Origin of the sequence: Paradevosia shaoguanensis (genome assembly GCF_016801025.1) — a bacterium.
Classification (GTDB): Bacteria; Pseudomonadota; Alphaproteobacteria; order Rhizobiales; family Devosiaceae; genus Paradevosia; species Paradevosia shaoguanensis.
Genome location: NZ_CP068983.1, coordinates 4,329,519 through 4,354,545, shown reverse-complemented (window position 1 = coordinate 4,354,545; position 25,027 = coordinate 4,329,519). Strand labels below are relative to the sequence as shown.

Here is a 25,027-nt window from a genome sequence, read left to right as displayed (position 1 = left end):
CCATGGACCCGCATTGCCGCATCGGCCGGGTCAAGATCAAGCGCAGGTCGCGCTACCGGTCGCCCGACGCCTTCAACCTCAAGATCAACGAATTGCGCGCCGCCCTGAAGCGGAAGCGCCTGCTCGGGAGCGTCCGCGCATGAACAAGCATCTTCCCTCCCAGTCCTGGAACCTGGATGACCGCATGACCGTGGTGCTGTTCGCCGGCATGGGGGGCGGCTGCGACGGGCTCGAGGACGCTGGCTTCCACGTGCACCTCGCCGTCAATCACGACCCCCTCGCCATCGCCGTGCACGAGACGCGGCACCCGCACACGACGCACCTGCGCTGCGACGTGTTCGAGGTCGATCCGAAGAACGCGACCAAGGGGCGCCGCGTGCGCAATCTCCACGCATCTCCCGACTGCACGCACTTTAGCGTCGCGAAGGGCAGTAAGCCCGTCAGCAAGCGCCGCCGCTCACTCGCGTGGGTGATCCCTCGCTGGTGCGGCACCGTCCGTCCGGAGGTGGTGACGCTGGAGAACGTCCGCGAGATCACGACTTGGGGGCCGCTGATCGCCAAGCGCGACAAGGCGACCGGCCGCGTGCTGCGGCTCGACGGCAGCGTCGCTGCCAAGGGCGAGAGGGTGCCGGTCGCGGAGCAGTGGCTGATCCCAGATCCGCGCCACAAGGGACGCATCTGGCGCGCTTGGCTCAAGCATATGCACAGCCTGCGCTACAGCTTCGAGTTCAAGAACCTTTGCTGCGCCGACTATGGGGTGCCGACGATCCGCACACGGCTGTTCGGCGTCGGCCGTGCCGACGGCGGCGTCATCCATTGGCCGTCCCGGACACACGCGCCACGCGACAAGGCCAAGGCCCTGGGCCTCAAACCGTGGGTCGGAGCCAACACCATCATCGACTGGTCGTTGCCGATGCGATCGATCTTCGGGCGGGACAAGGAGCTGGCCGATGCAACGAAGCGCCGCATCGCGCGCGGTGTGGTCGAGAAAGTCATCGAGGCCAACGATCCGTTCATTGTGCCGATCACCCATGTTGGCGATGTGCGTGTCCACGACATCAACGATCCACTGCGGACGCTGACGACCGCGCATCGAGGCGAGCTTGCCGTGCTTGCTCCGGTTCTGGCGGGCGCAGGTGGCCGCGCTGCACAGACCGGACCCAGGGACGTTCGGGAGCCGCTGAGCACCACATCCACGAAGGAGGACCGCATCCTTTCCGCTGTGCATCTGGCGAAGTTCAGCGAGAACGCAGTCGCTTTCGATCCGCGTGAACCGCTCAACACGGTGATGGCGGGCGGGCAGGGGCATGCGCTTGTCGCGGCCACCATGGTCCAGACCGGCTATGGCGAGCGCGAGGGCCAGGCGCCGCGCGTCAAGGATATCGAAGAACCGACAGGTACGCAGGTGGCCGGTGGCGGCAAAGAAGCCATCGTCTCCGCCTTTCTCGCCAAGCACTATACTGGCGTAGTCGGGAGCGACATTCGCGAGCCCATGCCTACGCTGACGACGGGTGGCGAGCGGGGCGTGACGCAGATCGCGCCGGTGATTGCCACGCTGCGCGGAACGAGCAAGGAACATGATGCGCGCGAGCCGCTGCCGGCCCAGTCGGCTGGCGGCGGGCATGACATGCTGATCATGCCGTTCCTCCAGACCTATTACGGCTCGGGCGACAACAATCACGACGCGCGCGAGCCGCTGCGCACCGTCACGGTCAATGACCGGCACGGCATCGTCACCGTCGAGGTCGATGGCCAGACAATGGTCATCACCGACATCTGCATGCGGATGCTCGACCCGCTGGAGGCCGCTCGGGCGCATGGATTCGATCCCGCTTCGCTCCAGCACGAGATCGAGGTCACAGACGGGCGCGGTCGCAAGGTGCGGCGCAAGCCCAACAAGACCGAAATCGGCCACCTGGTGGGCAACTCGGTGCCGCCGCGCATGGTGCAGCTGCTGGCCGAGGCAAACTGCCGGCGCGAACTGATGGAGGCGGCAGAATGACTGCCATGCTCACCGGCAACAAAACTGCGTCAAAGGCAACGCGAGGGCCGGATTTCTATGCGTCGCCGTTCGCCGCCCTTCCGTCTCTTCTCGTGGCCGAGGGGAGGCGCGTGCCTCGCGTCCTTTGGGAACCGTCTTGTGGAAACGGTGCTCTCGTTTTGCCTCTTCGGAATCGCGGATTTGAGGTCGCGGCCACCGACTTGCATTGGTGGGGGTGTCCAGACAGCGTCGGCGAGGTCGACTTCTTCTCGAACCTCGCCGACGTCCACGCGCCAAAGGAACCATTCGGCATCGTCACCAATCCGCCCTTTGACGGGGTGGAGGAGTATGTCGAGCGTGCCGTCGGATTCGCGCCCTACGTCGCCCTGCTTCTGCGTCTCGCCTTTCTGGAAAGCGAAGGACGGATGCGATGGTTTCCGCATGTCGGTCTTCGCCGAGTCCATGTGATTGGAGAACGCCTGCCGATGATGCATCGGCATGGCTATGACGGGCCGAAGCTGTCCAACGCAGGCATGTGCTTCGCCTGGTTCATCTTCGAACGCGACAAGCGCCCCATTAAACAAGTTCCGGTGCGCTGGGTTAGTTGGAAGGAAGCCTGCAAAGTCTTCCCCCAGACTGACGAGGACGTGCCTCCGGCTGCTCGTGATCAAGACAGCCTGCTGTCCTGGGTGGAGGTCGCCGCGGAATGAAGCACTTCACCTCCGACACGTGGACTGAAGGGCGCGTCGAGCGCCTCCGCGCCCTCTGGGCCGACGGCTTGAGCCTGACGGTGATTGCCAGGGAATTGGGGGACGGCGTTACTCGCAGTGCCGTGGCCGGCAAGCTGAGCCGCCTCAAAGGCGTCAAGCAACGCCCGACCGTTGTGCGCGTCTCGCCGCCGCCCAGACCGAAAGTGGTGCGAGAGCCGCTCCCGGTCGTTGAGAAGCCGCAGCCGACCATTGCCGCAGCGGAGATGTGGCACGCACTGCCGGGCACCGTGCCGATCAGCCTGGAAGAGCTGACGCGCGATCTTTGCGCCTGGCCCATCAACGACACCAAGCCCTATCTCTTCTGCGGCTGCAAGGTGGCGCGCGGCTCGTTCTGCGCCGCGCATGCCAGCGTCGGCTATCGTTCGGACGCTGAAAAATGACGGATTGGTTCAGATCTTGGCACGGCGCGCCCACCGACCCCAAATGGCTGGGCATCGCAAGGCGAGCCGACGTGGCGCCCGGCATCGCCGTGGCCATCGCGTGGGCCCTTATGGACAGAGCCTCTCAGGCAGATGACCGTGGCTCAATCGATGGCTACGACGCTGAGGGCCTAGCCTATTTCTTCGGCTGTGACCCGGAGCGGGTCGACGCGGTTATCGCCGCCATGACTGACAAAGGCATGATTGTGAACGGTAGGTTCGCGAGTTGGGAGAAGCGCCAGCCGAAGCGAGAGGATGGATCCAGTGAGCGAGCGAAGGAATGGCGCGCGCGCAAGAAGACTGAAAAGACCGCAACAGAACCAGAGCGAACGCAAGCGAACGCAGTCGAACGCAACCAACCAACAGATACAGAAGAGACTAGAAATACCCCCCTAACCCCCCTGTCGGGGGGCGACGATGCCGACGTGCTTTTCGATCAGGTCTGGTCAGTCTTCCCTCAGCACCCCAATAGCCTCAAAGCGCAAGCCCGGCGAGAGTTCGATAAGCTCGACCCACTGCAGCAGTTGGCATGCCGCACCGGCGCCCAGGTTTTCGCTGACTCATTCGCCGCCTCGTGCCGGGTCAGCGGCGTGCGTGTCGACCACCAGCGGCGGTACGTCAAGAAGCTCTCGACCTGGATAGCCAATCGCGGATGGGAAGGTATGGCTGAGCGAGGCGCAGCCCCGGCGGCGGCCGTCGCGATGGTCAAGCTGGATCGAGAGCGGGACCGCGACCTGTGGAGAACATGCGAGGCAATCATGGGCAAAAAGGCGCCGACATCGGACATGCAGTGGGCGTTTCGCAGGGACATCGTCGAACGAGCGCGAACACAACCTACTGGCGACAGATAATTTGCACTGTGTAACGGCGTGCCACGCTGACAAGGTCCTTCGTGCTATGCAGCTGTTTGTCCTTCTGCCCGCCCGGCTCGGCCCCATGTTGGAAGATCGAGAGGAAGTCCAAAAGCACCCGCGAACTAATGGCAAATCCAACATTGGGTGCGACTGTGCCTGCCTCGGCAATGAGCGTCTTGTCGTTCACCTTAGCGACGGCGACGCCTACGACCAGCCCTGACCCGTCAAGTATCGGGCCGCCACTGTTTCCAGGCTGAATCCCGGTGTTGGTTGTAAACCAGCCGCGAACGCCACTCGCCATCGTTTCGGCCGATACAATTCCGGTTCCAACGTTAAGCGATGAATTCAGAAGGTCGGCGAGGGGATAGCCGAGCATAATCACGTCTTCACCCAGGACCGGCGCGCTCTCCCTGATGGTTGCCCACGCTGGGCTCCGACCGGACTTTAGCTGCAGGGCAGCCAGATCAATCTCTTTGTCTGCCTTGAGAACGGTGGCCTCGCCGTAGCCGGGTACCTCAATAGTGGCGCAAGAGTTTACGACGTGTGCGTTGGTCACCAGCATTCCGCTGGGAGCGAAGAAGAAGCCGGATCCGGAGTAGATGGCTGGCTCCGGTTGCGCCGGCGTGGTGGGCGTTTCGGTCGCGCCAGCGGCAACAGGAGAGGTCTCTCGGGAATGGCTCGGGGAGAACGTCGACGCAGCAAACGTAGCGACAACGGGACCAACTTTGTCGAGCTGATTTGTCCATGTGACGCGGTACCCAACGCTGGTGTCGCCAGTGTTGTAGGTCATCAGATAGAAGAAGCTTCCGTTCTCGAGCCCCGAAATCACGAAGCGGTTTTCGGTGTAGGTGGAATACTTGACCACCAAGCCCGGACGAGGTGCCTTGGCGCTTGCATATGCCGCGGAGAAGCCAGCACCCGGCAATGCCCTGCGCATGGTTTCCATGGAAAGTGAACCATCCGGAGACGTAAAGCGCTTCCCGAACCGTGTCTTTATGTCTCGAGTCAACAAGGCCTTGGGCACAACTATGTCCACGCCCGCCTCGCTCTCGAAGATGTCCGTCATGCCTAGGGCGCCAAAAACCGCTGCGGCCTGCTTGTCGAGCAAATCACTCTGGGATGGTGTCAACACCCCATCGCTGAATGCAAATTCCTGCTTCTGGAATGTCTCGAGCGCTCGGAATGTGCCAGCACCGAACTCTCCGTCGATCAAGCCGCTGTAAAGGCCTAACAACACAAGCTTGCCTTGCAGCAGAAGGCGGTCTTCCATCGAGAGGTGGTCAAACCAAGTCTTGCTCGATTGAAAACTGGCGACAGCCGAGCCGCCACCAAACGCAATCACAACAGCGATAAATAACGCAAGAAACAGCCTGATACTACGCATGTCCTGAGCCCGCATTTCTATGCCTTTGTCGCACTCTCTCTTTCTGCGCACAAGCGAGCAACGAAAGCAGGATGGACTTGATAGGCGGCGCAAACTGAGCGAGAACCTCGGTGTTCCTTAGTTCGATCTGCCCCAGCCTCATTGGTTTCAACACCCATGGGGGTTTTAGTCATGTCGAGATGGTACGTTGTTCTGACGAACGTGAAGTGCGAGGAGAAGGCGGGGCGCAATCTGCGCCGCGCTGGCTTCTCGGCTTATGCGCCGATGGGGCGTGTGGAGAAGTTCTCCAAAAGGAAGAAGATTTGGCGCGAGACGGAATTCCGCATCTTTCCGCGCTACCTCTTCGTGGAAGTCGATGGACCGGTTGCATGGTATCGCCTGCGGGCCTGTGAAGGGGTCGAGCGCGTGTTAGGCGCCGAGGGGCGGCCCCAGGCCCTCAACCAAGTCGAGACCAATGCCCTTTTGGCCGTTCGCGACGCGGAGCAGAACTTTGCGTTCGATGACACTCGAGCAGGGAAGCTGCATCGCAAAGAGATCGGTCGGACGAAAAAGGAGACGACGAAGCTGCGCTTCCCGGTGGGCAGCCACGTCCTGGCGAAGCGCGGGCCCTTCACTGGGTTCCCCGCCGAGGTGGTCAACGTCAGCGGCAGGGGCACCATCAGTGCCGTCTTGAACGTGTTCGGCCGGCTATCGCCGGTGGAGTTTCCTCCGGACTGGGTGGAGGAGCTTGACGAGGTCCCCGAAGCAGCATAGCGGCGTTTTTAGGACGAACTTGCTGACCGTTAGCGCGGCTCCAGATTTGGAGACTTGTGCCGGGCAAGCCCAGCCATCCATTGCAGATCGGCGCGAAGCTTTTGCATGCGCGCAATTCGAAGCCGCTGAGAGAGTCTCAAGCGGATTTTCTTATATCTGCGCGCCGGTCGCAACGCCGGCATATCCCACTCGAAAGGAAAGCCTATGTATCGCTCGCTGCGATCGACGATCTTTGCCGTGGTCACCACGGCCTGCCTCGCAATTGGTGGCTACTTCGCTACCGGCGCCGCCATGGCGGCCTATGCCTTCGATATTCCGCTGCTCCTGCCCGTCGGCGAAAGCCTGGCCCTCGACCGCCTCGCACACTCCGCCATGCTGGGCGCCGCCGATCCTAATCTTGTGTGCCAGCGCGCTTTCACTGAGCGTGCCGCCGTCCATGACCTGTTCTCGGCGGGCGGCTTCACCCTGACCGAGTACGGCGCGCGCTGCTAGCGGGCAGGCCAACGTTTGGCGCGTTGCCTCAGGGCGGCGCGGCCTCCTTTTTCGACCCGCAATCCCGGCACACGGACAAGGCCTAGACGCGCGCAGTCCAAGCGGGCGCACCAAGTCCCGTGGGGTGGACGCAACGCAGGGCAATCTCGGGTGGAAGCGAGTGGCCTAGCCCGCTTCGGCAGCCCTTGCGGCGTCAATGCCACGCTGAATGCGTGCTGTCAGTACAAAGAGAAATTGGCCTAGAGCTTCGGCAAACTCTACTGACTGGCGAGCTTCGTCCGGTTTGACGTGAGGGTTATCTGCGTCGGCATGGCGCGGCCTGTTTGATCCCAGTCTCACCTCATGAGCCCAGTCAGCCATGCTTTTCGTCAAGATGTTCTGCTCAAGGGCTTGGTCAATTCGTGAGTATAGGCTGCCGTTGGCCAAGTCGAACTTTTTGAGCATTGCGTCGACAGCGCTGCCTGACATGACTGCAGCAGCATCCGGAGCATGTAGGGTATCATATGCCTGCTGCAAAAACGTCCTGGCTGGCTCAGGGATATCTGCGTGAGCCTGCTTCGGCACGGGAAAAACATCTTCGACGTCGAACCAATCGCCGATGTAGTTTGCCGCGACGGACATCACTGATCCACAAGTTTTGCACTTGTAGGCTCCCCAATATCGACTCCTAGATCCATCCGAGCGCTCAGTGGGTTTGTCTGTAGCCCAAACCCTCTCTAACAGCGGATCGACGACGTTGCAGAATGGACATCGCGGCATTCCCACCAATTGCGGGCCAGGCATTTTTCTGTTGTTCGGACTGTTATCGGTTTTTGTTTTGATCAATGCCCATCCTCCCAAACCATGGTCATAAGAGCGTTGCATGAAGAGGCCGATGCCGCCAGACGGGATATTCGACAATCCAGCCGAACCGGTATTTTACCCTGCGCGGGACCTGGTTGACTGGTCGCGTGAGACTTTCATCAACGAAGGCGCGGTGCTCCTCAACGAAGACCATCGTCACCTCCGCTGGGCAAGCATCGGCGCGCTGTGGACCAACGTGCCGAATGGCCGCGCCGGCCGCCGTGTGGTCGGTCAATGTGAAATGGGCGTCCCACCGATGGGCAAATGGGGAAGGGCGCGTATGGAGCGCCAGCTCCTCGACTGGTTCGGAGAGGTGCCGACCTTCCTGCTGACCTTTGATGCCGAATACACCGCGACCTGCACCGATGCTGAGTTCATGGCCCTGGTCGAGCACGAGTTGTATCACGCCGGCCAAGAGCGTGATGCCTTCGGCGCCCCGCGGTTCAACAAACAGACCGGCAAGCCGATCTATGGCATTCGCGGCCATGACGTGGAGGAGTTCGTCGGCGTGGTCCGTCGGTATGGTGACTCGGCTGCGCACGTCGAGGAAATGGTAGCAGCGGCTAACGCGGGGCCCGAAATCGCCCGGGTCGATGTTACCCGGGCGTGTGGCACGTGTCAGCTAAGGGCGGCCTAAGACTTACCCAAGCCTCGCAGGACCTCTTTCACAATATCGGTCTTTATGGCGATAGGATCAATCGCAACGCTCAGAATCGTACTGCATCTAGGACAGGTGTAGGCAATGCCTTTCCATTGCTGAGCGAACGGAGACCCGACATTTAAGTCCGCGAGATTTGCATTTGTGATGCTGCTCTCGCATTTCGGGCATTTGGCAACCATGAGCTTTTCTCCAAACCTGACCGGAGCCTGACACAACCATGGCAAAAGGCAACATGCCGGTCGCGGTTCAGACGTTCATCGTCCAGAGCCTAGCCTGTTTCGACAGCCCGTCTGTTGTGGTCGCGGCAGTCAAGAAGGAATACGGCGAGGAAATCACCCGGCAGGCCGTCGAAGGCTACGACCCCAACAAGAGGGCTGGAGCAAAGCTGGCAGCCAGGTGGCGAGCGCTCTTCGAAGAGACCCGGAAGGCATTCCTGGAGAACACTGCGGAGATCGCGATCAGTCATCGCGCGGTTCGGCTTCGGGCGTTGCAGCGAATGGCGGAGAAGGCCGAGACTCAGGGCAACATGGTCCTGGCGGCATCGCTGATGAAGCAGGCGGCGGAAGAAGTCGGCAATGTCTACTCCAACCGTCGCGAGCTCACTGGCAAAGATGGCAAAGACCTGCCGGCCCCAGCCGCTCCGGTGACCTTCTTCGAATTGCCCAGCAATGGGAGGGATTGAGCAAGGGCAGGGCGCCCCGAAAGTCATCCGGCCTCAGCCGGGACCGCAAACGCAGTTCCTTGGCTCGGCGGCGGATATCGCGATCTACGGTGGTGCGGCCGGCGGCGGCAAGACGTGGGCATTGCTCATGGAGCCGCTGCGGCACATAGCCAATCCCGGCTTCGGCGCGGTCTTCTTCCGTCGCAACCTCACCCAGGTACGCAACGAAGGCGGCCTCTGGGACGAGAGCGAGAACATCTATCCACTGCTGCAGGCCGATCCGCGTAGTGCGCCGGACATGTCGTGGACCTTTCCGTCCGGAGCCTCAGTCAGCTTTGCCCACCTCGAGCACGAGAAGACGGTGCTCAACTGGCAGGGCTCGCAGATCCCGTTGGAATGTTTTGACGAGCTGACGCATTTCACCGCCAGGCGGTTCTGGTACATGGTCAGCCGCAATCGCTCCATGTGCGGCGTTCGGCCCTACATACGGGCGACCTGCAACCCCGACGCGGACAGCTGGGTCGCCGAGTTCATTGCCTGGTGGATCGATCAGTCGACGGGCCTGCCGATCATCGAGCGGGCCGGAGTCCTGCGCCACTTCATCCGCATAGGCGACAAGATCATTTGGGGCGACAGCCCCCAGGAGTTGGCCAGCTACACAGCGCCAGACGAGAACGGCATCGAGCGGCCGATCCCGCCGAAGTCGGTCACCTTCATTCCGGCGCGCCTGAGCGACAACAAGGCGCTCATGGCAGCCGATCCAGGCTACCTCGCCAACCTCATGTCGCTCCCCACTGTGGAACGCGAGCGGCTCCTAGGCGGCAACTGGAAGATCAGGCCGGCGGCCGGGCTGCTGTTCCAGCGTGGCTGGTGTCAGATCGTCGACGCGGTGCCGGCCGGTGTTCGCTGGATGCGGGGCTGGGACCTGGCGGCAACGCCGAAGACCGAGGGCAACGATCCGGACGGCACGGCGGGCACGAAGATCGGAAAGCTGCCCGATGGTCGCTACCTGGTCGGGCATCACGTGAAAGACTGGGCCTCGCCAAACGGGGTCGAGACGCTGATCAAGAACACAGCAGAGCAAGACGGGCGCGACACCGAAATCTCGCTTCCGCAAGACCCCGGCCAGGCGGGCAAGTCGCAGGTGACGAACCTGATTAAGCTACTGAGCGGCTTCACTGCGCGGGCAACGCCGGAGAGCGGCGACAAGGTGACACGCTTCTCTCCGTTCTCGGCCCAGGCCGAGGCGGGCAACGTGCTCGTTCTTCGCGGGCGATGGAACGATGACTGGTTCACTGCCTTGGAGGGCTTCCCCGAGGCGACCCATGACGATGACGCCGACAGCACTAGCCGAGCGTTCAACGCACTGATCGAGCCGAAGACTGGCCCCGCAACCGTGGTTGAGACTGGATTTTACTGATGGCCTTCGACCCGACCGCCACTCATCCGACTTACGATGCCTTTGCCCCCTCCTGGCGCCTCATGCGCGACTGCATGGCTGGTGAAGATGAGATAAAGGCCAAGGGCGTGAGCTACCTGCCCATGAAATCGGGCACTCGGGCTATTGCAGATGTGCAGCTCAGGCAAGCAGCCTACGATGGATACAAGCAACGTGCCGAGTTCCCCGAGCTCGTAGCGCCTACGGTCCGCGGCGCAGTTGGCACCATCCTTGATCAGCCGCCCAATGTCGTCCTGCCGCCAGCACTCGAACCGCTGCGGGAACGGTCGACGCGCGACGGTCTGTCGCTGGAGGCGCTGCATCGGCGCATCTGCACCGAACTCATGGTGACGGGGCGTTATGGCGTCCTGCCTGGTATTTCCGCCGGCGGTGAGCCGTATCTTGCCGGCTACGTGGCCGAAGCGATCACCAATTGGGACACCGACGCCGAGCAGCGGCCGGACTGGCTGATGCTCAACGAAAGTCGTCCGGTGCTCGATCGGTCGACCGGAAAATGGGAGGCGCTCGATCAGTATCGCGAGTGTTTCGTGCTGGACGGACGGTACGGCGCTCGCGTCTGGGTGAGGACCAGCGCGGGCTGGACTGCGACTGAGGTGGTCGAAGCTTCGACGCGCAAGCGGCGACCTCTCGATGAGCTGCCGTTCGTCTTCATCGACACCAACGACCTGACCCCGGATCCTGACGACGTGCCGCTCTACGGCCTCGGCAAGCTTGCCGTGCGGGTCTATCGTCTCGATGCCGACTATACGTTCGCCTTGCATATGACCTCGGAGCCGACGCCCTGGGCGAATGGCTTTGCCGACCCGGCGGAGGCGGTGAAGAACGGGCAGGCGCCGACGACACTGGGTTCATCCAAGTTGTGGCTGCTGCCAGAAGGCGCGCAAGCTGGATACCTGGAGTTCTCGGGGCCGGGCCTCGCCGCGCAGGAGAAGGCAATCCAGAATAGCCTCGACCGCGCCGTGATCTTCGGCGCCAACCTTCTGGCCGACACGCAGCGGACCGCAGAATCGGGTGAGGCGATCAAGCTTCGGCTGGGCAACCAGACGTCGACACTCAAAACCATTGCGCTCACATCGGCCGAAGGGCTGGAGCGCGCCCTTCGCAATCTCGCGAAATGGATGGGCGAGGACCCGGAGGGCGTCGTCGTTACGCCCAACACGGACTTCTTCGATCATACCCTGTCGCCACAGGAGATCACCGCCGTTGTGGCTGGCTGGCAGGCTGGCGCTTACTCGAAGCAAACGATGTTCGACCGCTTCAAAAAGGGCGAACTTGTTCCGGCCGAACGCACCTTCGAGGAAGAGCAGGAGCTCATTTCGACTGAGGGAGCAGGACTCGGCAACCCAGACCTGACGGGCGGCAATGTCGGCGGTCAATGATCGCATCCGCGATCTGGAAATTCGCCATCAGGTGCAGGTCCAGCGGCTCGGGTCCGGGGTACTGAGGCGCCTCATCGGCCTTCTGGATCGCGCCGACGCAGAGATTGTCGACAAGCTGCTTTCGCGCGGCGCGACGCTCAAAGGCTCGTTCACGTCAGTGCGCCTGCAGAAGCTGCTCGACGCCATCAGGGAGATCAACCAGGCCGCCCATGTCACTGTTGGCAAAGAGCTTCGGTCCGATCTCCTAGCCATCGCCAAGTACGAGGTTGGCTTTCAACAGCGGCTGATCCAGTCCGCTCTACCCATCGCATGGGACTTCGTGTCGCCCACGGCGGAAATGCTCAAGGCGGCCGTGACGTCCCGGCCGTTTCAGGGCCGCCTGCTCAAGGAATGGGTGACGGAGCTATCGGACGCCAAGGCACGCAGGCTGCGCGATGCCATCCGCCTCGGCGTCGTCCAGGGCGAAACGGTAGACCAGATCGTGCGCCGGGCGCGCGGCACCCGGGCATTGAACTACGCCGACGGCATCATGCAGATCGGCCGCCGCGGTGCTGAAGCCATGGTGCGAACCGCCGTCGCCCACACGACCACGGCGGCCCGCGACGAGCTCTACGCGGCCAACGACGATCTGATTGCCGCCGAGCAATGGGTTTCGACGCTTGATACACGGACCTGTCCGCACTGCATGGGGCTGGACGGGCAGAGGTTCGAACTTGGTAAGGGGACGCGGACGCCGGCGCACATCGGTTGCCGGTGTATCCGCGTGCCAGTCACGAAGTCATGGCGCGAGCTCGGGTTCGACATCGATGAACTGCCGCCGGCGACGCGCGCCAGCATGAACGGTCAGGTCAGTGCAACCGAAACCTATGACAGCTGGCTACGAAAGCAGCCTGCGAGCACGCAGAACGAGGCCCTGGGCCCGCCACGCGCAGCGCTGTTCCGGAAGGGTGGCATGAAGGTAGACAGTTTCACCAACTGGGCAGGGGAAGAACTGACCCTGGACCAGTTGCGGCGGCTCGACGAGGAGGCTTTCGCCAAAGCTGGCATTGCGGCATAGTGACGGGCGTGAAGGACGATTTCCGCGACCGCTCCCATCTGACCAGCATCGAAGGCGACCGACCGGCCGACACGCCGCGGGCGGGCCGGCGTACCGCGCTCGATCAGGATGAGCAGGTGACCTGCTGGCAGTGCGAGCTCGACACCGGCATCGCTACCAGCATGGTTACTGAGGTGACGCTGGCCCCGCGCCGCAGCCCCGCCGGAAAGAAGGTCGGCGGGACCAAGGCGTGGGTATGTGCCCACTGCATGGCGCGAGGCAAGGTCACCAGGTTGCTTTAAGGCTCCGGAGGAGCTTGCTCCAGAACCGCAGCTACTAGTTAGGCTTCATCAACAGCTTCGACGTCGTTTTCTTGGCTCACCAGGTTGTTCTGGAGCGGCCAAAGGCCACGGCGCTTCGGCCTAGAGATGAAAGTGCTCTCCGGGTAGTACTGCTTTAGAAGTGTCCTTGTCGCGCCAGTTCGTATGTATTTTAGTAAACGGAACTCGATCACCAAGTGTTTGAAATTCCCAGAGAAAGGGGCTAGCGCATTATATCCTGCTAAAGCGGCTTCGAACGTCGAAAGCTGCCCTCGTAGGAGGTTCGCGTAAGTTATTTTCTGGCTCTTCGAGAGCATCTTGTCGTTGTCGATGCGAGCCAATGCGGCATTCAATAAGCGAAAATAGGTCCCGAAAGTGCTTTCAAAGCGGCTATGGATACGCTTCTGATAAATTCTTCCGACCTCCTCTGCCGTGAGTTTCTCACCAGCCTTGGCATCGCGGTCCATCCAGTGCTTGGCTTCGAGCACTGCGGCACGGAACGCCTTGAGACCGGTTTGTTCGCCCCTGAGTGAGGAATTTGAAGAAGGAACTTCGTTTCGATAGGCGGCGCTGAAGAGGTATCTGACCTCATTCCGCGCCTCTCGCAACAGCCTCAACTGCTCGAAAAACGAGCTCTCGAACGCTTGCCGATGCAAATCCCGCTGTTGCCGGTTCAGTGAGATGGCCTGAAAAAGCAGCGTCGCCATTACGGCGGAGAAGCCGAGGGCGCCGAAGAGTGCATTGAACCCCCCAAACGAGTCGCCCCACTGCCCGGCCTCGCTCCAGTCTTTTGCCCCTGAGAAATGCGTGATCAAAGCTAGAGAGCTGTGTGCCCAGTAAATCCAAATTACGCATACCGCCGCAGCAAGCAGCGGCAAAACTATCCATACAAGCAACATTTGACCGCCCTCATCACAAGCGCACTGGTATCCAGAGTGTCTGTGTTTTCTTTTAACAACTGCCGCCTCCGGGCGGCTTTTTTCATGCCCGCGAGCCGGGCTCCCACTGAAAGGAAAGCCGATGGCTTTGAAAGCACTTCTCGAAACGCTCGACGGGCTCCCCGAGAGCTTTGTCGAGTTCTACAAGGAAGAGGGCGGGAAGTTCGTCCTCGACATCGAGGGGATCGATGATCACCCCAAGGTGCGCGGCGTCATCACCGCCAACCGCGCGAACGTCGCCAAGCGCGACGAGTACAAGGCCAAGGTCGCCGACCTCGAGGCCAAGCTCGCCGAGATCCCGGAAGGCTTCGACGCGGAGGAGTACCTCGCTCTCAAGGCCGCTGCCGGCGACGAAAATGACCCGGCGAAGAAACGCATCAACGACGAGCATATCCAGTCGCAGAAGCAGCTCTACGAAACGCGGATCACCAACCTGGTGAAGAAGCACACCGAAGAGCTGGCGGCCAAGGACGAGGCCCTCGCCGAGGCCCATGGCTTTATCGACAGGTCCGTTGCCGAAGACGGGCTGAAGAGCTCGCTCCTCGAGGTCGGCGTCGACCCCGATCTTCTCGACGGTGCACTCGCCTACCTCAAGCCGTCCGTGAAGGTTCAGCGTGCCGACGACGGAAGTCGCAAGGCCATCGTGGAAACCGATCTCGGCGAGATCGCCGTGCCGGAATTCGTCAAGGACTGGGCGCAGTCCAAGGGCAAGGCGTTCCTCGCCAAGCCGAGCGGCCCCAGCCCCGAAGGCAACAATGGCGGCCGCGGCCCCAAACTGCCGACCGGCAACTTCGGCGGCGACAAGAGCGAGCGCACCAAGGCGATCGCGGCGAAATTTCCCGAACTGGCTCAGCAATAGCCGGTTCGTGTCTCTCGGCTGCCCTCGATGGGGTGCGGCCCGGCGCGATGCGCCACTCAGCCGGTCTGACGGCACACCCCAACATCACCCACAATCGGAACATTGAGGTTCAGCTATGTCCCTGTCCCAGATGCAGGTCTTCAACAAGTACATCATGCCGGCGACGATCGAGACGCTGGCGCAGCTCGTCGACAAGTTCAATGGTGCGTCCGGCGGCGCGATCCGCCTGACCACCGAAGGCTTCGAGGGCGATTTCCTGCAGGAGTCGTTCTACGCTGCCATCCACTCGGCTCGCCGCCGTGTGAACCGTTACGCCACGAACAATGCCGCCGCTGCCACCGACCTGACCCAGCTCAAGCACTCTTCGGTGAAGGTTGCTGGCGGCTTCGGCCCGGTGAGGTTCGAGCCGTCGCAGATGACCTGGCTCAACAAGCCTACGGCAGAGGGGATCGAGGTCGCCTCCCGCAACTTCGCCGAGGCGCTGCTGCAGGACCAGCTCAACACCTCGATCGCCGCTCTCGTCGCCGCCATCGGCAATCAGGGCAATGCGACTACGGTGGACGTGTCGGCGACCAAGAAGGTGGACTACGTCGCGGTCAACGATAGCCATGCCTTGTTCGGTGACCACTCGCCGCTTCTGGTTGCTCAGGTGATGGATGGTGCCAGCTATCACGGCTTCATCGGTCAGAACCTCACCAACGGCCAGACCCTCTTCCAGGCCGGCAACGTGCGCGTCGTGGACATCCTCGGCCGCACGGTCGTCGTTACCGATGCTCCCGCGCTCTACACCGCGGGGGATGCGGGACCGCCGGAAGTTCCTGCCAAGCGTCGCGTGCTCTCGTTGGCGTCCAACGCCGCAACCGTGTCGGACAGCCGCGACATCATCTCGAACATCGAGACGAGCAACGGCAAGGAGCGGATCGAGACCACGCTGCAGATCGACTACACCTTCGGCCTCGGCCTCAAGGGGTACACCTGGGACGAAACGAACGGCGGCAAGTCTCCGACCGATGCCGAGCTTGGCACCGGCTCCAATTGGGACAAGGTGGCGACGTCGATCAAGCACACCGCCGGTGTCATGGCCATCGGCCAGGCCTAAGCGCTGGCTTTTGCAGTGGAGGCGGGTTCGCTCGCCTCCATCACCAAGGCCAGAAAGGAAAGACACCATGTCCAAGATCGTACTCGATAAGACCGCTTTCGTTCGCCATCCCGTCCTGCCCGAACTCAAGCGCCAGCTCAACAGCGAGGGCTACCGGATCGTCGACGCATCGTTCGCCCCGGCTGATGCAGAAATCCGCGACGGCTCCATCGGCGCTGAGGCCACGATAGCCGTTCCTCAGCAGGCGACGGCGGCCAATTCTGCTACCGGCGGTGACGGGGCAGGCGCTCTGAATACTTCTGCCGCCCTCGATGCGCTGGGCACGGCCGGTGGAAACTTCATGGCCTTCAAATCCGCCGCCAAAAAGGTGCTGGGCGACGCCACGCCCGACAAGAAGGACGAGATCGTCGCTGCACTCATCAAGCTGCTCAGCGACACGGAACTGAAGACCTTTCTTACCGGCAAGGGTGTCGGTGTGTCGGACGAGACGCGCGATCAGCTCGAGGAACTGGCCAAAGCTGCTTGACCCCGGGCCTTGCGACGGAGAGGCAGACCATGACCACAATCGCGTATCGCGACGGGATAATGGCCGCAGATAGCGGCTCTTGGATGGGCGATGCCTGCCATGGCTGGGCGGACAAGCTTGCCCAAGGCCCAGACGGCACCCTTTACGGCGCTGCCGGTCACGCTCCCGAGGCGATGGCTTTCCTCGAATGGGTAAGGGCTGGAGCAGATCCTGCGACGATGCCGAAACCCGAAGCTGTTGGCGATGATGGAAATTCGTTCATCGTGCTCGCTGTGAGTCCTGGCGGCCCAGTTCGGCTTATCGCAGCAAAGGGCGTCGAGGCTTACGACGCCCCGTATTTCGCCATCGGTGGGGGCTCCGCGACAGCATTTGGTGCCTTGTGGGCCGGAGCCAGTGCCGTCGAGGCGATCGAAGCGACCAAGGAGCATGGATCGAGTGCCTTTGGCCGTGTGCGCGCGATATCGCATGGGGATTTCGCATGCTGAGCTTCACCGACCCAGCGGTCTCAGTTGTCGACGCCGACGCCTACGCGATCCTGCGTGCCTGGGCGGAGTGGGTCGGCCCCGACCAGGTGAAGGCCGGTGCTATCCGGCGGGCCCAAGATTACATTGCCGGCATCGGAAACGGTCGTTGGGCAAACGAATGGCACAATGACGATGCCCCCGCGGAGGTGAAATACGCGATCATAGAAGCCGCACGCCGAGAGCTCGTCTCGCCAGGCTCGCTCAACCCCGACTTCATCGCCTCAAAGGTGCTCAGGCGGGAGCGGAAGAAAGTAGGGCCGCTTGAGAAGGAGCTTGAGTACTCCGAAGCTTCTAAAGCGTCGGCAGTGCGGCCCGACATTGCAATCATCGATCAGCTTCTCGCCGGTCTGCTGCGCCCCGCGGGTGGCGCGTCGGTAGACATTCTCCGGGTATAGGCCATGGTGGAAAAGTTCGACTACCTCCAGAGCCAGCAGGACGCCGAAGATCTGATCGCTGAGTTCGGCCAGATCGGCGCGATCCCGCGCTCAGTCTCCACGCCAGGACCAAACCCTTGGGACCCGCCGACGAACGTGACCACCTGCCATCGGGTGACCGTCGCGCTCCTGCCGATCGATCTGCAAGACGTGGGGCGCGACATATCAGGCACCGTCATCAAAGCGAGCGATCAGCAAGCTTTGGTCTCGCCCGTTGGTCTCGCCATTGTGCCCACCACGACCGACATCTTGCTCGTCAATGGTGAGTTTGTCGGCAATGAATATGTGGGGGGCGAGCCATGGATCGTTTCGGCGGCCAAGATGTTGGCGCCGGCCGGCGTTCCTGTCCTCCACGACCTGATCGTCAGCCGCTAATTGTTGCTGCCGCAAAGATTTTCGCAGGGTGCGCCGTCGTCGTCTCCGTCCAGCTTGCCGCCCCAACGGCAGTTGTACAGATACCAGGTGGCTTCATCGCAAGATCTGATTTTCCCGCAAGTCTTGCGCTGATCGCAACTCCAGCTCTGTGCGATGACAATGCCGGTTTCTGGTAAGAGCGCGGTGCTTAGGTTTCCAGCAAATGCTGGTGCCGACGAAAGCATCAACGCGATGGATATCGCAATTCTCATTTGAAGTACCCCCGCCGCTATTCGTGCATACGCAGCAAAGGATTGTCCAGATGCCGGGATTTGCTGCACAGGTCACAGCTTTCAATCGCAAGACCGAGGCGAAGATCGATACTGCTATTCGCAAAATTGCCCTCGATGTCTTCTCCGAGGTGATCATGATGTCGCCCGTGGATACGGGACGCTTCCGGGGTAATTGGCAGGTCGCGATCGGACGTATCCCGCAAGGCACGCTGGAGCTCGACGACAAAGCGGGCATCGCGACGATTTCGAAGGTCCAGGCGGAGGCGATGAACCTCTCAGCGGGGCAGGTGATCTACCTCGTCAACAACCTGCCTTACGCTGGGCAGCTCGAGTATGGCTATTCCAGCCAGGCACCCAACGGCATGGTTCGCCTTACCGTGCAGAGATGGCGACCGATCGTTGATGCCGTCGCGCGCGAGCTGAGCAAGGAATAGGCGATGCCCGCAATCGAAACGGCAATCTGGCTCGCGCTACGGGGCAGGGTGGAGACCTTGGTGCTCAACACTGTTCACCCAGTGGCTTGGCCGAACGAGGCGTTTACGGCGCCGGCCGGGGCCTATCTCAGGGTCACGCACCTTCCTAACCGCACCGAGCGCCTATTCCTCAAGGGCGCCGACCCGCACTGGTATCGCGGCATCCTGCAGATATCTGCCATGTACCCGCTGGCGGTTCTAAACGGCGAGACGGTTGCGAGGGAGATCGCGGGGCAGGTGGCAGCGCATTTCCCGGCCGGGCTATCGCTGGTCTATTCGGGAGCCCGCGTAGACATCACCGCCCGCCCGACAGTGGCGCAGGGCTTCCGCGACGATGCGAGCGCTCGCTGGATGACTCCGGTGAGCGTGCCCTACGAGTGCTTTGCCTAATCCATCCCGGCCATCCGGGTCACACGCCGCCTCCGGGCGGCTTTTCATGCCATTGAGAAGGAGAGCCAGCGATGGCACGGACCAACAAGGACCGCAAGGCCTACATCTGCACTACCCCGCAGCCGAACGTCCTCGATCAGGCAGCGTTCGAGGCGCTGACGTGGATCGAGATCGGCAATGTCGGCGCGATCGGCGAGAGCGGCACGCAGACCAATGTCGTTTCCTATGACGAACTGGCCACGGATGTGACTCAGAAGGGGAAGGGCATCTCGAACGCTGGCGATCCGACGATCGAATGCGCCCGCAACCCGACCGATCCCGGCCAGGTCGCGCTGCGCGCTGCGGCCAAGACCAATTTCAACTATGCGTTCAAGTTCGAGGACAAGGACGCCCCGGACGCGGACCACACCAACTCGGTCTACTACAACCGCGGCCTCGTGACCGGGCCGACGCGCCCCAATGGCCGGAACGAGGACTTCATCCTTGAAGTCTTCACGATGGCGCTCAATCAGCGCGAAATCGTCGTTGACCCGCAGTCCATCGTTGCGCCGACCAATACGCTCCTGCCGGCCATCGCCGGGATCGCCCAGGTTGGGCAGGTGCTCACTGCTCTGTCCGGTGAGTGGACCGGCGAGCCGTCCTTTGCCTACCGGTGGAAGAAGGCGGGCACCAATATCGCGGGGGCCAGCGGCAAAACCTATGTGCCGGTCGTCGGAGACGTGGGCGCCGACATCTCGGTCGCTGTGACCGCCACGAACTCGGCCGGCAATCTCTCGAAGACCAGCGGCGCTACCGCCGACGTCATCGCCGCGTAAGGAGCGCACATGGACCTCTCGACCATCAAGCCTGACACCATCGACATTCCGATCACCCATCCGGGGACGGGAGAGCCGACCGGGCTCGTCATCAAGGCCGTGTCGCTGCAGGATGAGCGGGTGGCCGCCGTCCGTCGCCGGCTCCAGAACAAGGCTCTGCGCGCCCGCAACAAGACCACTACAGCCGAGACGATCGAGGAGAACGGAAACGAACTCCTTATGGCCGCCGTCGTCGGCTGGGAGTGGGGCGGGGAGTCCGATTGGAAGGGCAAGAAGCTGGACTTCACCTCGGGCAACCTTAAGATCGTTCTGACCGATGCCCCGTGGCTCGCCCAGCAGATCGACGCTGCCCTGACGGATGAAGCCGCTTTTTTTCAGAAATAGGGGAGGAACTGGCCGAGGCCGTCCGCGTCCTCGTCCGCTATGACTTCCCCGACAAAGACGGCGAAACGCGCAGGGAACGAAATGCGCGTTTCGGCCACGAAAGCCCCCCGGTGGAGGTCCCGCCGGTTGGGGAGTACCTCTGGGAGTGGTTCTGGGATCTGCGCCGGTCACAACCAGCTGGGTTCAATGGCCCCAATCCCGTGACCAACACCGAGATGATGGCATGGGTGCAACGGACCGGGCATGTTGTCCGGCCCGAAGAGGCGGCCATTCTGATGGATATGGATGGCTCGTTCTTGGCCGTTGCCGGCTCAGCGAACCACGATGGCGTTTCTTAGCGCAAGTGGGAGTGTGAAGTACTGAGCCAGATTCCAAGAAGCCATAGGATTGTTTATCAACGAATCCTCAATATGATCTCTAGTGAGTTTTGGGGGTCATGAAGTTGCTTGATGGGGATGCTTTACTGCACCAAACGGACGTCGAGAGCGCTCTTTCGATAGCCTACGTCTATGCTATCGCCGCCCATGCCGGGTACAATTGCAGCGAGGCGCCTCAGCCTGACCGCGATAGCATCGATCTGCAGATTTGGGCAGGTGGGCAAATGCGCCCCAAGCTGGACATCCAGCTTAAGTCGACCGTCAACCTCAAGGGGTCAGAGGTGCACTTTTCGTATCCGGTCAAACTGAAAAACTATGAAGACCTGCGAGTGGCAACTCAGACGCCACGGATTCTTGTGGTGTTGGATCTCCCATCGGAACCAGAAAAATGGCTAACGGCCAGCTCAGAACAGTTAGTAATCCAACGTTGTGCGTACTGGGTGTCATTGCGCGACGCGGAACCCACAGAAAATAGGGCAACTGTAAGTGTGCCGATCCCAAGACAGAACGTTTTTGACGTTCCCGCTCTGCGCCGCTTGATGGAGATGTCGCGGCTGGGGAAGATAGAATGAAGGCACGCATTACCGACGCCGAGGCACTCAGAGCGGTCTCTCCGGCCGCCGTGGCGGCGTATCTGATTTCAGAAGGTTGGGCCAACTTGGAGGCCTACGGTGAGCATTCCGTCGTTTACGCCAACAAGCCCCTCGCGGATGAGTTGGTCGTCCCCGTGACAGAGGCGCTAGGCGACTACGCCTCCGTGATTGGTGAACTAATTTGGCGCATCGCGAGGCACGAGGGCCGTGACGAGCTTCAGGTATATAGAGATCTGGTTTCTGCTGACAAAGACGTAGTTCGGGTTCGAATAGCTGAAGCCGACAGTGATGGCTCGGTTTCAGTAGATGATGGTGTTGAATTAGTTCGTAACTCTCGTGATTTGATGCTGTCCGCGGCATGTGCTGCCTGGAGCCCACAGCGAACTTACCGAGCAGGTAAAGTTAAGCAAGCTGACGACTTCTTAAGTCGTGTTCGGCTTGGTCAAACGGAGCAGGGGAGCTTTGTCGTTGCCCTTTTGGCCCCGGTTCCGCCTCAGCTTCAACCTGAACAAGCTGTGTTTTGGCCTAACTTCCAGGACGAGCCCTACGAACGCAGAGTTACACGGCGCCTAACGACAGGCCTTGATGCGGCGGCGTCAGGTGTTGAGAGTCTATTGTCAGGCGGACCGGACGGCGTGTTTGCCAGGTCCGTGCATTTGGGAGTTAGCGCGAACCTCTGTGACGCCGCAGCTTCCCTAAGCCAGACCGGTGATGGATTCGAAGTATCCGTGACCTGGGCGAGGACAAGGCCGACGCCGCATGCCCGTTGGGTCCGAAGCTTCACCAGAGCAGAGGGGGAAGTGCTGCGCTCGGTGGCGCGATCTTTTCGAGATCGTCAGTCAAGGCCTGATGAGGTCATTGAGGGCTTCATAAACAAGCTTGTCCGCGATGGCGCAGACCCGATGGCGCCTGGAGAAGCAACTCTCAAGGCCTTCATTGATGACGGATGGGTCTCCGTGAAAGCGACACTTGGAGGCAGCGATTACAACGTGGCAGTCGAGGCGCACAAAAAAGTGCACCCGGTACGTCTCCATGGTGATCTCGACCGAGTTGGGCAGCGCTGGCAGCTAAATTCGGCGGAGTTGATTGAGATCGAGTTGGGAGCCGGAGATGACGACTGATCGAGGGACGCCGCCCTCGTCAATTCGCGTCCTCTCGCTCGGGCGATAGCACCAGAAGGCAGCGATCAGCGAGGCGGTTGACCCGTCGCAGCAATAAAGGCGTCCTCGACGCGCGCTTGCAGTTGGCGGGCTCGCTCAGCGAACCACGATGGCATTTCTTAGTGCAAGCGGGTTGGCAATGAAGTGCAGGCCTTCGATCCCGGATCCTGTACCGCGGATGACTACGGAACCGAAGCCGAACATCCGACCGAGGAGAGACTGGTCGACAAGAACGGACTCCACCTTCTCCATATTCATCTCGGCTGTTTCTCGCCAGATCAGACCGCGCTTTTTGACAACGCGATAGTTGGTGACGGCGATCTCGGTTGTCACCTTGGCGAGCCACGCTCGGAAGAGCGCAACCACACCGAGAATGAACAGCACTGCTCCAATGAGCCGGGCACCAGTAAGGAGGCCTCCCTCTAGGGGGAGTAGTATCACGACCAGGCCGATGGCTGCGACGCCAAGGCCGCGCAGGTAGACGATCCAGTGCATGTGGCCAACGTTCAACACTCTTTCGTTGGGCTGCAAGATGCTGTCGACGTAGCTCAATTGTTCATCCCGATCAGGTTCGCGCGGCGAAGCTAACGACCTGCGCAGAAAAGGGCAATCGCATGGATATCGCAGAACTTGGTTTGGCGGTGCGGTCAGATGGCGTCGCTGTGGCGAAGAGCCGGCTCCGAGACCTCGAGGATCAGGCGGCGCGCACCGAAACAGCTACCCAGAAGCTCGCTCGCAGCTTCGATCGGTTGCTCAAGCTTGCCGGTGTCACGTATTTGGTCAACCAGCTTGGTCGAGCGATAGGCGCCGCCGTCAGTCGGGTTGAAGACATGGAGCGCATGTCTCGCCAGGTAGATAAAGCGCTCGCCAATTCCGGCAACAGTGCCCGAACGAGCGCTAAGGAAATCGCAGCTTGGGCCGATACTCTGGAGCGACGTACGGGGCGTGCTGGTGCCGAAGTCATGGCAGTCGCGTCAAACCTTGCGACCTACGGCTTCGGTCGCAAGGAGTTCTATCGCGCCCTTGAGCTTGCCAACGACATGGCGGCGGCTTGGGGCGGCGATCTGCGCCAAAACGTCGAGGGTCTTGCGCGGGCATTGGACGATCCAATTCAGGGCATGGCCATGCTCTCGAAGCGGGGCGTGAAGCTTACCCAGGATCAAAAGGACCTTGCCCAGGCATTCCTGCAGGCCAACGACAAGGCCGCCGCACAGAACGTCGTTTTCCAGGCCCTTGAAGAGCAGGTGAAGGGCGTTGCGGAGCAGGGCTATGGGGGGCTGACCAGGGCTTGGGGTAATGCCCGCAAGACTTGGGAGGACGCGCTCGACGCGATGGTGAGGGGCACGGGGCAGTCGAAGGGCCTCCGCGATGCACTTATCGATCTTGCCGAGGCGGTATCTTCGCCCGATATGGTCAGCGCGATTGGCACCTTTGCGAACATCATCATCAAAGCCGTGAGCGCCATAGCGCAGGTGATCGCTGGGACGATGAAGGCCCTTCAGGATCTGGCCAACTTTCTGAACGCACCGGGCGGTGCTCTGACCGACTTCAATGCCAAGACCGCTTCTCTGGGAAATAGATCGCTGCACATCATGCAAGAGCAGTTGGCGAGCAAACAGGCTGCGATCGCCAATGCCGAGGCAAGCCGTGGCGGGGCGAAGGATATGATCTGGTCGTTTTTCGGCCTCGGCAACGACAACGCCATCAAAGATATGCAGGCCGAAGTGGATGGCCTCAAAGCAGCGATCGCCGCCCGCGCCAATCCGGCATCCTTTAATGTGGGCGCCAGCTTCAACGCGCTTGACGGTGCGCAGACCCTTGAGGGAAAGGATGCGCTAATTGCAGCTATGAGCCCCGGCTCGGCCGCAGCGTTCGGTGACTTCGACGCTTATTCCGGCTTCAAATATTTCGATAAGAACGCGGAGAAGGCTGCCGCCAAGGCGCAGAAGGCCTACGACAAGATCATCCTCGGGTCGAAACAGTTCATAGCGGAACAGCAGCTTGAGGCTTCCGCGCTCGGCATGACCGAGCAGGAGGCCAATCGGCTCCGCTACACCCAGGAACTGCTGAACAAGGCGGCTAACGACAACATCAAGCTCACTCCGCAGATCCGCACCGAGCTTGAGGGTTACGCTGCAGCGATGGCTGCGGCCGAGGAGCAGACGCGTCGGATCACCGAGATCTACAATCTCGGCAAGGACACGTTCAAAGGGTTCTTCTCCGACCTGAAGTCTGGCCTGAAGGAAGGGAAGGGGCTTTGGGAAAGCCTTGGTAATGCGGCAGCGAACGCCCTCGACAAAATTGCCGACAAGTTCCTCGATATGGCGCTCGACGGCATCTGGGACACGCTGTTCGGCGCCTTCTCGGGCAAGGGCGGCGGGTTCGGTGTTGGCGGCGGCGGCATCTTCGGTAGCCTCCTGGGCTGGCTGTTCCCGAACGCCAAAGGGGGCGTCTATTCGAGCAAGAGCCTTTCCGCGTATTCGGGCCAGGTGGTGAACACGCCAACGGTCTTCGCATTTGCGCAGGGAGCCGGCCTGATGGGCGAGGCTGGGCCTGAGGCGATCATGCCGCTCAAGCGCACCGCCTCGGGCGCGCTCGGTGTGCTGGTTGCCGGCGCAGCCAACCAGAACCAGGGCAACGACAACTGGCCGCTGATCCAGATCATCGACCAGCGTTCGGGCGGTGAAGCGATCAAGGCGGAACGCGTCACCGGGCCGAACGGCGAAAAGGCCGTGCGCGCGATCGTGCGCGATGAGGTTCAGGAGGCACGCCGCCGTGGCGCGCCGGGGTTCTAGC

Annotated in this window: 32 protein-coding genes; 27 read left to right on the top strand and 5 right to left on the bottom strand. The window is 61.5% G+C overall.

From position 1 onward, the window contains the following. Nucleotides 1-2 precede the first annotated feature (2 nt). From JNE37_RS21105 to JNE37_RS21085, 5 genes are read left to right on the top strand one after another with little or no spacing between them, the layout of a single operon-like run. On the top strand, nt 3-143 hold the full coding sequence (locus tag JNE37_RS21105; RefSeq protein WP_170267270.1) for a hypothetical protein: 141 nt from the start codon (nt 3-5) through the stop codon (nt 141-143). After that, entirely contained in the window at nt 140-2,002 is a 1,863-nt protein-coding gene (locus tag JNE37_RS21100; RefSeq protein WP_203064721.1) for a DNA cytosine methyltransferase, read from the top strand. The genes JNE37_RS21105 and JNE37_RS21100 overlap by 4 nt, the downstream gene beginning before the upstream one ends. Continuing rightward, on the top strand, nt 1,999-2,691 hold the full coding sequence (locus tag JNE37_RS21095; RefSeq protein WP_203064720.1) for a hypothetical protein: 693 nt from the start codon (nt 1,999-2,001) through the stop codon (nt 2,689-2,691). The genes JNE37_RS21100 and JNE37_RS21095 overlap by 4 nt, the downstream gene beginning before the upstream one ends. After that, nucleotides 2,688-3,131, top strand: coding sequence for a GcrA family cell cycle regulator (locus JNE37_RS21090; protein WP_203064719.1), 444 nt, complete (start codon nt 2,688-2,690; stop codon nt 3,129-3,131). Before JNE37_RS21095 ends, JNE37_RS21090 begins: the two co-directional genes overlap by 4 nt. Beyond that, nucleotides 3,128-4,021, top strand: a complete 894-nt coding sequence (locus JNE37_RS21085) for a hypothetical protein (RefSeq protein ID WP_203064718.1) — start codon at nt 3,128-3,130, stop codon at nt 4,019-4,021. Before JNE37_RS21090 ends, JNE37_RS21085 begins: the two co-directional genes overlap by 4 nt. Here the strand turns inward: JNE37_RS21085 and JNE37_RS21080 are convergent. After that, the gene (locus JNE37_RS21080; RefSeq protein ID WP_203064717.1) at nt 4,005-5,408 is read right to left on the bottom strand and encodes a S1 family peptidase; all 1,404 of its coding nucleotides are present in this window, start codon (nt 5,406-5,408) and stop codon (nt 4,005-4,007) included. The genes JNE37_RS21085 and JNE37_RS21080 overlap by 17 nt on opposite strands. 171 nt (nt 5,409-5,579) lie before the next feature. Here JNE37_RS21080 and nusG point away from each other — a divergent pair, with 171 nt between their 5' ends. Both nusG and JNE37_RS21070 read left to right on the top strand, forming a co-directional pair. Then, nucleotides 5,580-6,161 (top strand): transcription termination/antitermination protein NusG, encoded by a 582-nt coding sequence (gene nusG, locus JNE37_RS21075; RefSeq protein ID WP_203064716.1) that lies wholly within the window; start codon nt 5,580-5,582, stop codon nt 6,159-6,161. 204 nt (nt 6,162-6,365) lie between these two features. Next, nucleotides 6,366-6,653, top strand: coding sequence for a hypothetical protein (locus JNE37_RS21070; RefSeq protein WP_203064715.1), 288 nt, complete (start codon nt 6,366-6,368; stop codon nt 6,651-6,653). Between the two features lie 165 nt (nt 6,654-6,818). Here JNE37_RS21070 and JNE37_RS21065 read toward each other — a convergent pair whose 3' ends face one another. Then, nucleotides 6,819-7,274, bottom strand: coding sequence for a DUF4145 domain-containing protein (locus tag JNE37_RS21065; RefSeq protein WP_203064714.1), 456 nt, complete (start codon nt 7,272-7,274; stop codon nt 6,819-6,821). A gap of 241 nt (nt 7,275-7,515) precedes the next feature. On the opposite strand from JNE37_RS21065, the gene JNE37_RS21060 reads away from it, so the two are divergent. The 6 genes from JNE37_RS21060 (at nt 7,516) to JNE37_RS21035 (ending at nt 12,994) form a co-directional block, all read left to right on the top strand. After that, nucleotides 7,516-8,133 (top strand): putative metallopeptidase, encoded by a 618-nt coding sequence (locus JNE37_RS21060; RefSeq protein ID WP_246513396.1) that lies wholly within the window; start codon nt 7,516-7,518, stop codon nt 8,131-8,133. A gap of 241 nt (nt 8,134-8,374) precedes the next feature. After that, a complete protein-coding gene (locus tag JNE37_RS21055; RefSeq protein WP_203064713.1) occupies nt 8,375-8,839 on the top strand; it encodes a DUF2280 domain-containing protein in 465 nt (154 codons plus the stop codon). Next, the gene (gene terL, locus JNE37_RS21050; protein ID WP_203064712.1) at nt 8,826-10,238 is read left to right on the top strand and encodes a phage terminase large subunit; all 1,413 of its coding nucleotides are present in this window, start codon (nt 8,826-8,828) and stop codon (nt 10,236-10,238) included. The genes JNE37_RS21055 and terL overlap by 14 nt, the downstream gene beginning before the upstream one ends. Then, a complete protein-coding gene (locus JNE37_RS21045; RefSeq protein WP_203064711.1) occupies nt 10,238-11,656 on the top strand; it encodes a DUF4055 domain-containing protein in 1,419 nt (472 codons plus the stop codon). Before terL ends, JNE37_RS21045 begins: the two co-directional genes overlap by 1 nt. Beyond that, nucleotides 11,640-12,713, top strand: coding sequence for a phage minor head protein (locus tag JNE37_RS21040; protein WP_203064710.1), 1,074 nt, complete (start codon nt 11,640-11,642; stop codon nt 12,711-12,713). Before JNE37_RS21045 ends, JNE37_RS21040 begins: the two co-directional genes overlap by 17 nt. 8 nt (nt 12,714-12,721) lie before the next feature. Beyond that, nucleotides 12,722-12,994, top strand: coding sequence for a hypothetical protein (locus JNE37_RS21035; protein WP_203064709.1), 273 nt, complete (start codon nt 12,722-12,724; stop codon nt 12,992-12,994). Between the two features lie 38 nt (nt 12,995-13,032). Here the strand turns inward: JNE37_RS21035 and JNE37_RS21030 are convergent, their stop codons facing one another. After that, on the bottom strand, nt 13,033-13,911 hold the full coding sequence (locus tag JNE37_RS21030) for a putative phage abortive infection protein (RefSeq protein ID WP_203064708.1): 879 nt from the start codon (nt 13,909-13,911) through the stop codon (nt 13,033-13,035). Nucleotides 13,912-14,032: 121 nt separating this feature from the next. On the opposite strand from JNE37_RS21030, the gene JNE37_RS21025 reads away from it, so the two are divergent. The 6 genes from JNE37_RS21025 (at nt 14,033) to JNE37_RS21000 (ending at nt 17,767) form a co-directional block, all read left to right on the top strand. Continuing rightward, on the top strand, nt 14,033-14,809 hold the full coding sequence (locus JNE37_RS21025; protein ID WP_203064707.1) for a hypothetical protein: 777 nt from the start codon (nt 14,033-14,035) through the stop codon (nt 14,807-14,809). A gap of 115 nt (nt 14,810-14,924) precedes the next feature. Next, entirely contained in the window at nt 14,925-15,908 is a 984-nt protein-coding gene (locus JNE37_RS21020) for a major capsid protein (protein ID WP_203064706.1), read from the top strand. A gap of 67 nt (nt 15,909-15,975) precedes the next feature. Beyond that, nucleotides 15,976-16,434 carry a hypothetical protein gene (locus tag JNE37_RS21015; protein ID WP_203066462.1) on the top strand — a complete coding sequence of 153 codons (459 nt, stop codon included), beginning with the start codon at nt 15,976-15,978 and terminating at the stop codon, nt 16,432-16,434. Nucleotides 16,435-16,463: 29 nt separating this feature from the next. Beyond that, nucleotides 16,464-16,919, top strand: coding sequence for a hypothetical protein (locus tag JNE37_RS21010; protein WP_203064705.1), 456 nt, complete (start codon nt 16,464-16,466; stop codon nt 16,917-16,919). Continuing rightward, on the top strand, nt 16,913-17,353 hold the full coding sequence (locus tag JNE37_RS21005; RefSeq protein ID WP_203064704.1) for a DnaT-like ssDNA-binding protein: 441 nt from the start codon (nt 16,913-16,915) through the stop codon (nt 17,351-17,353). Before JNE37_RS21010 ends, JNE37_RS21005 begins: the two co-directional genes overlap by 7 nt. A 3-nt stretch (nt 17,354-17,356) precedes the next feature. Next, complete coding sequence (locus tag JNE37_RS21000) at nt 17,357-17,767, top strand: hypothetical protein (RefSeq protein WP_203064703.1); 411 nt, start codon at nt 17,357-17,359, stop codon at nt 17,765-17,767. Here JNE37_RS21000 and JNE37_RS20995 read toward each other — a convergent pair. Then, entirely contained in the window at nt 17,764-18,018 is a 255-nt protein-coding gene (locus JNE37_RS20995) for an excalibur calcium-binding domain-containing protein (protein ID WP_246513394.1), read from the bottom strand. The two genes, JNE37_RS21000 and JNE37_RS20995, sit on opposite strands and share 4 nt — an antisense overlap. Before the next feature lie 50 nt (nt 18,019-18,068). Between JNE37_RS20995 and JNE37_RS20990 the strand changes: the two genes are divergently transcribed. The 7 genes from JNE37_RS20990 (at nt 18,069) to JNE37_RS20965 (ending at nt 22,192) form a co-directional block, all read left to right on the top strand. Then, entirely contained in the window at nt 18,069-18,473 is a 405-nt protein-coding gene (locus tag JNE37_RS20990) for an HK97 gp10 family phage protein (protein ID WP_203064702.1), read from the top strand. A gap of 3 nt (nt 18,474-18,476) precedes the next feature. Next, entirely contained in the window at nt 18,477-18,902 is a 426-nt protein-coding gene (locus JNE37_RS20985) for a DUF4128 domain-containing protein (protein ID WP_203064701.1), read from the top strand. Between the two features lie 71 nt (nt 18,903-18,973). Continuing rightward, entirely contained in the window at nt 18,974-19,717 is a 744-nt protein-coding gene (locus JNE37_RS22700) for a hypothetical protein (RefSeq protein ID WP_246513392.1), read from the top strand. Between the two features lie 9 nt (nt 19,718-19,726). Continuing rightward, nucleotides 19,727-20,101, top strand: a complete 375-nt coding sequence (locus JNE37_RS20975; protein ID WP_203064700.1) for a hypothetical protein — start codon at nt 19,727-19,729, stop codon at nt 20,099-20,101. 110 nt (nt 20,102-20,211) lie between these two features. Then, nucleotides 20,212-20,439: a phage tail assembly chaperone gene (locus JNE37_RS22895; protein ID WP_425511499.1), complete on the top strand. Its 228-nt coding sequence runs from the start codon at nt 20,212-20,214 to the stop codon at nt 20,437-20,439. Nucleotides 20,440-20,537: 98 nt separating this feature from the next. After that, nucleotides 20,538-21,050 carry a DUF4365 domain-containing protein gene (locus tag JNE37_RS20970; RefSeq protein ID WP_203064699.1) on the top strand — a complete coding sequence of 171 codons (513 nt, stop codon included), beginning with the start codon at nt 20,538-20,540 and terminating at the stop codon, nt 21,048-21,050. Next, complete coding sequence (locus JNE37_RS20965) at nt 21,047-22,192, top strand: hypothetical protein (RefSeq protein ID WP_203064698.1); 1,146 nt, start codon at nt 21,047-21,049, stop codon at nt 22,190-22,192. Before JNE37_RS20970 ends, JNE37_RS20965 begins: the two co-directional genes overlap by 4 nt. Nucleotides 22,193-22,327: 135 nt before the next feature. Here JNE37_RS20965 and JNE37_RS20960 read toward each other — a convergent pair whose 3' ends face one another. After that, nucleotides 22,328-22,783 (bottom strand): PH domain-containing protein, encoded by a 456-nt coding sequence (locus JNE37_RS20960; RefSeq protein ID WP_203064697.1) that lies wholly within the window; start codon nt 22,781-22,783, stop codon nt 22,328-22,330. Nucleotides 22,784-22,845: 62 nt separating this feature from the next. Here JNE37_RS20960 and JNE37_RS20955 point away from each other — a divergent pair, with 62 nt between their 5' ends. After that, a complete protein-coding gene (locus tag JNE37_RS20955) occupies nt 22,846-25,026 on the top strand; it encodes a phage tail tape measure protein (RefSeq protein WP_203064696.1) in 2,181 nt (726 codons plus the stop codon). Nucleotide 25,027: the final 1 nt, after the last annotated feature.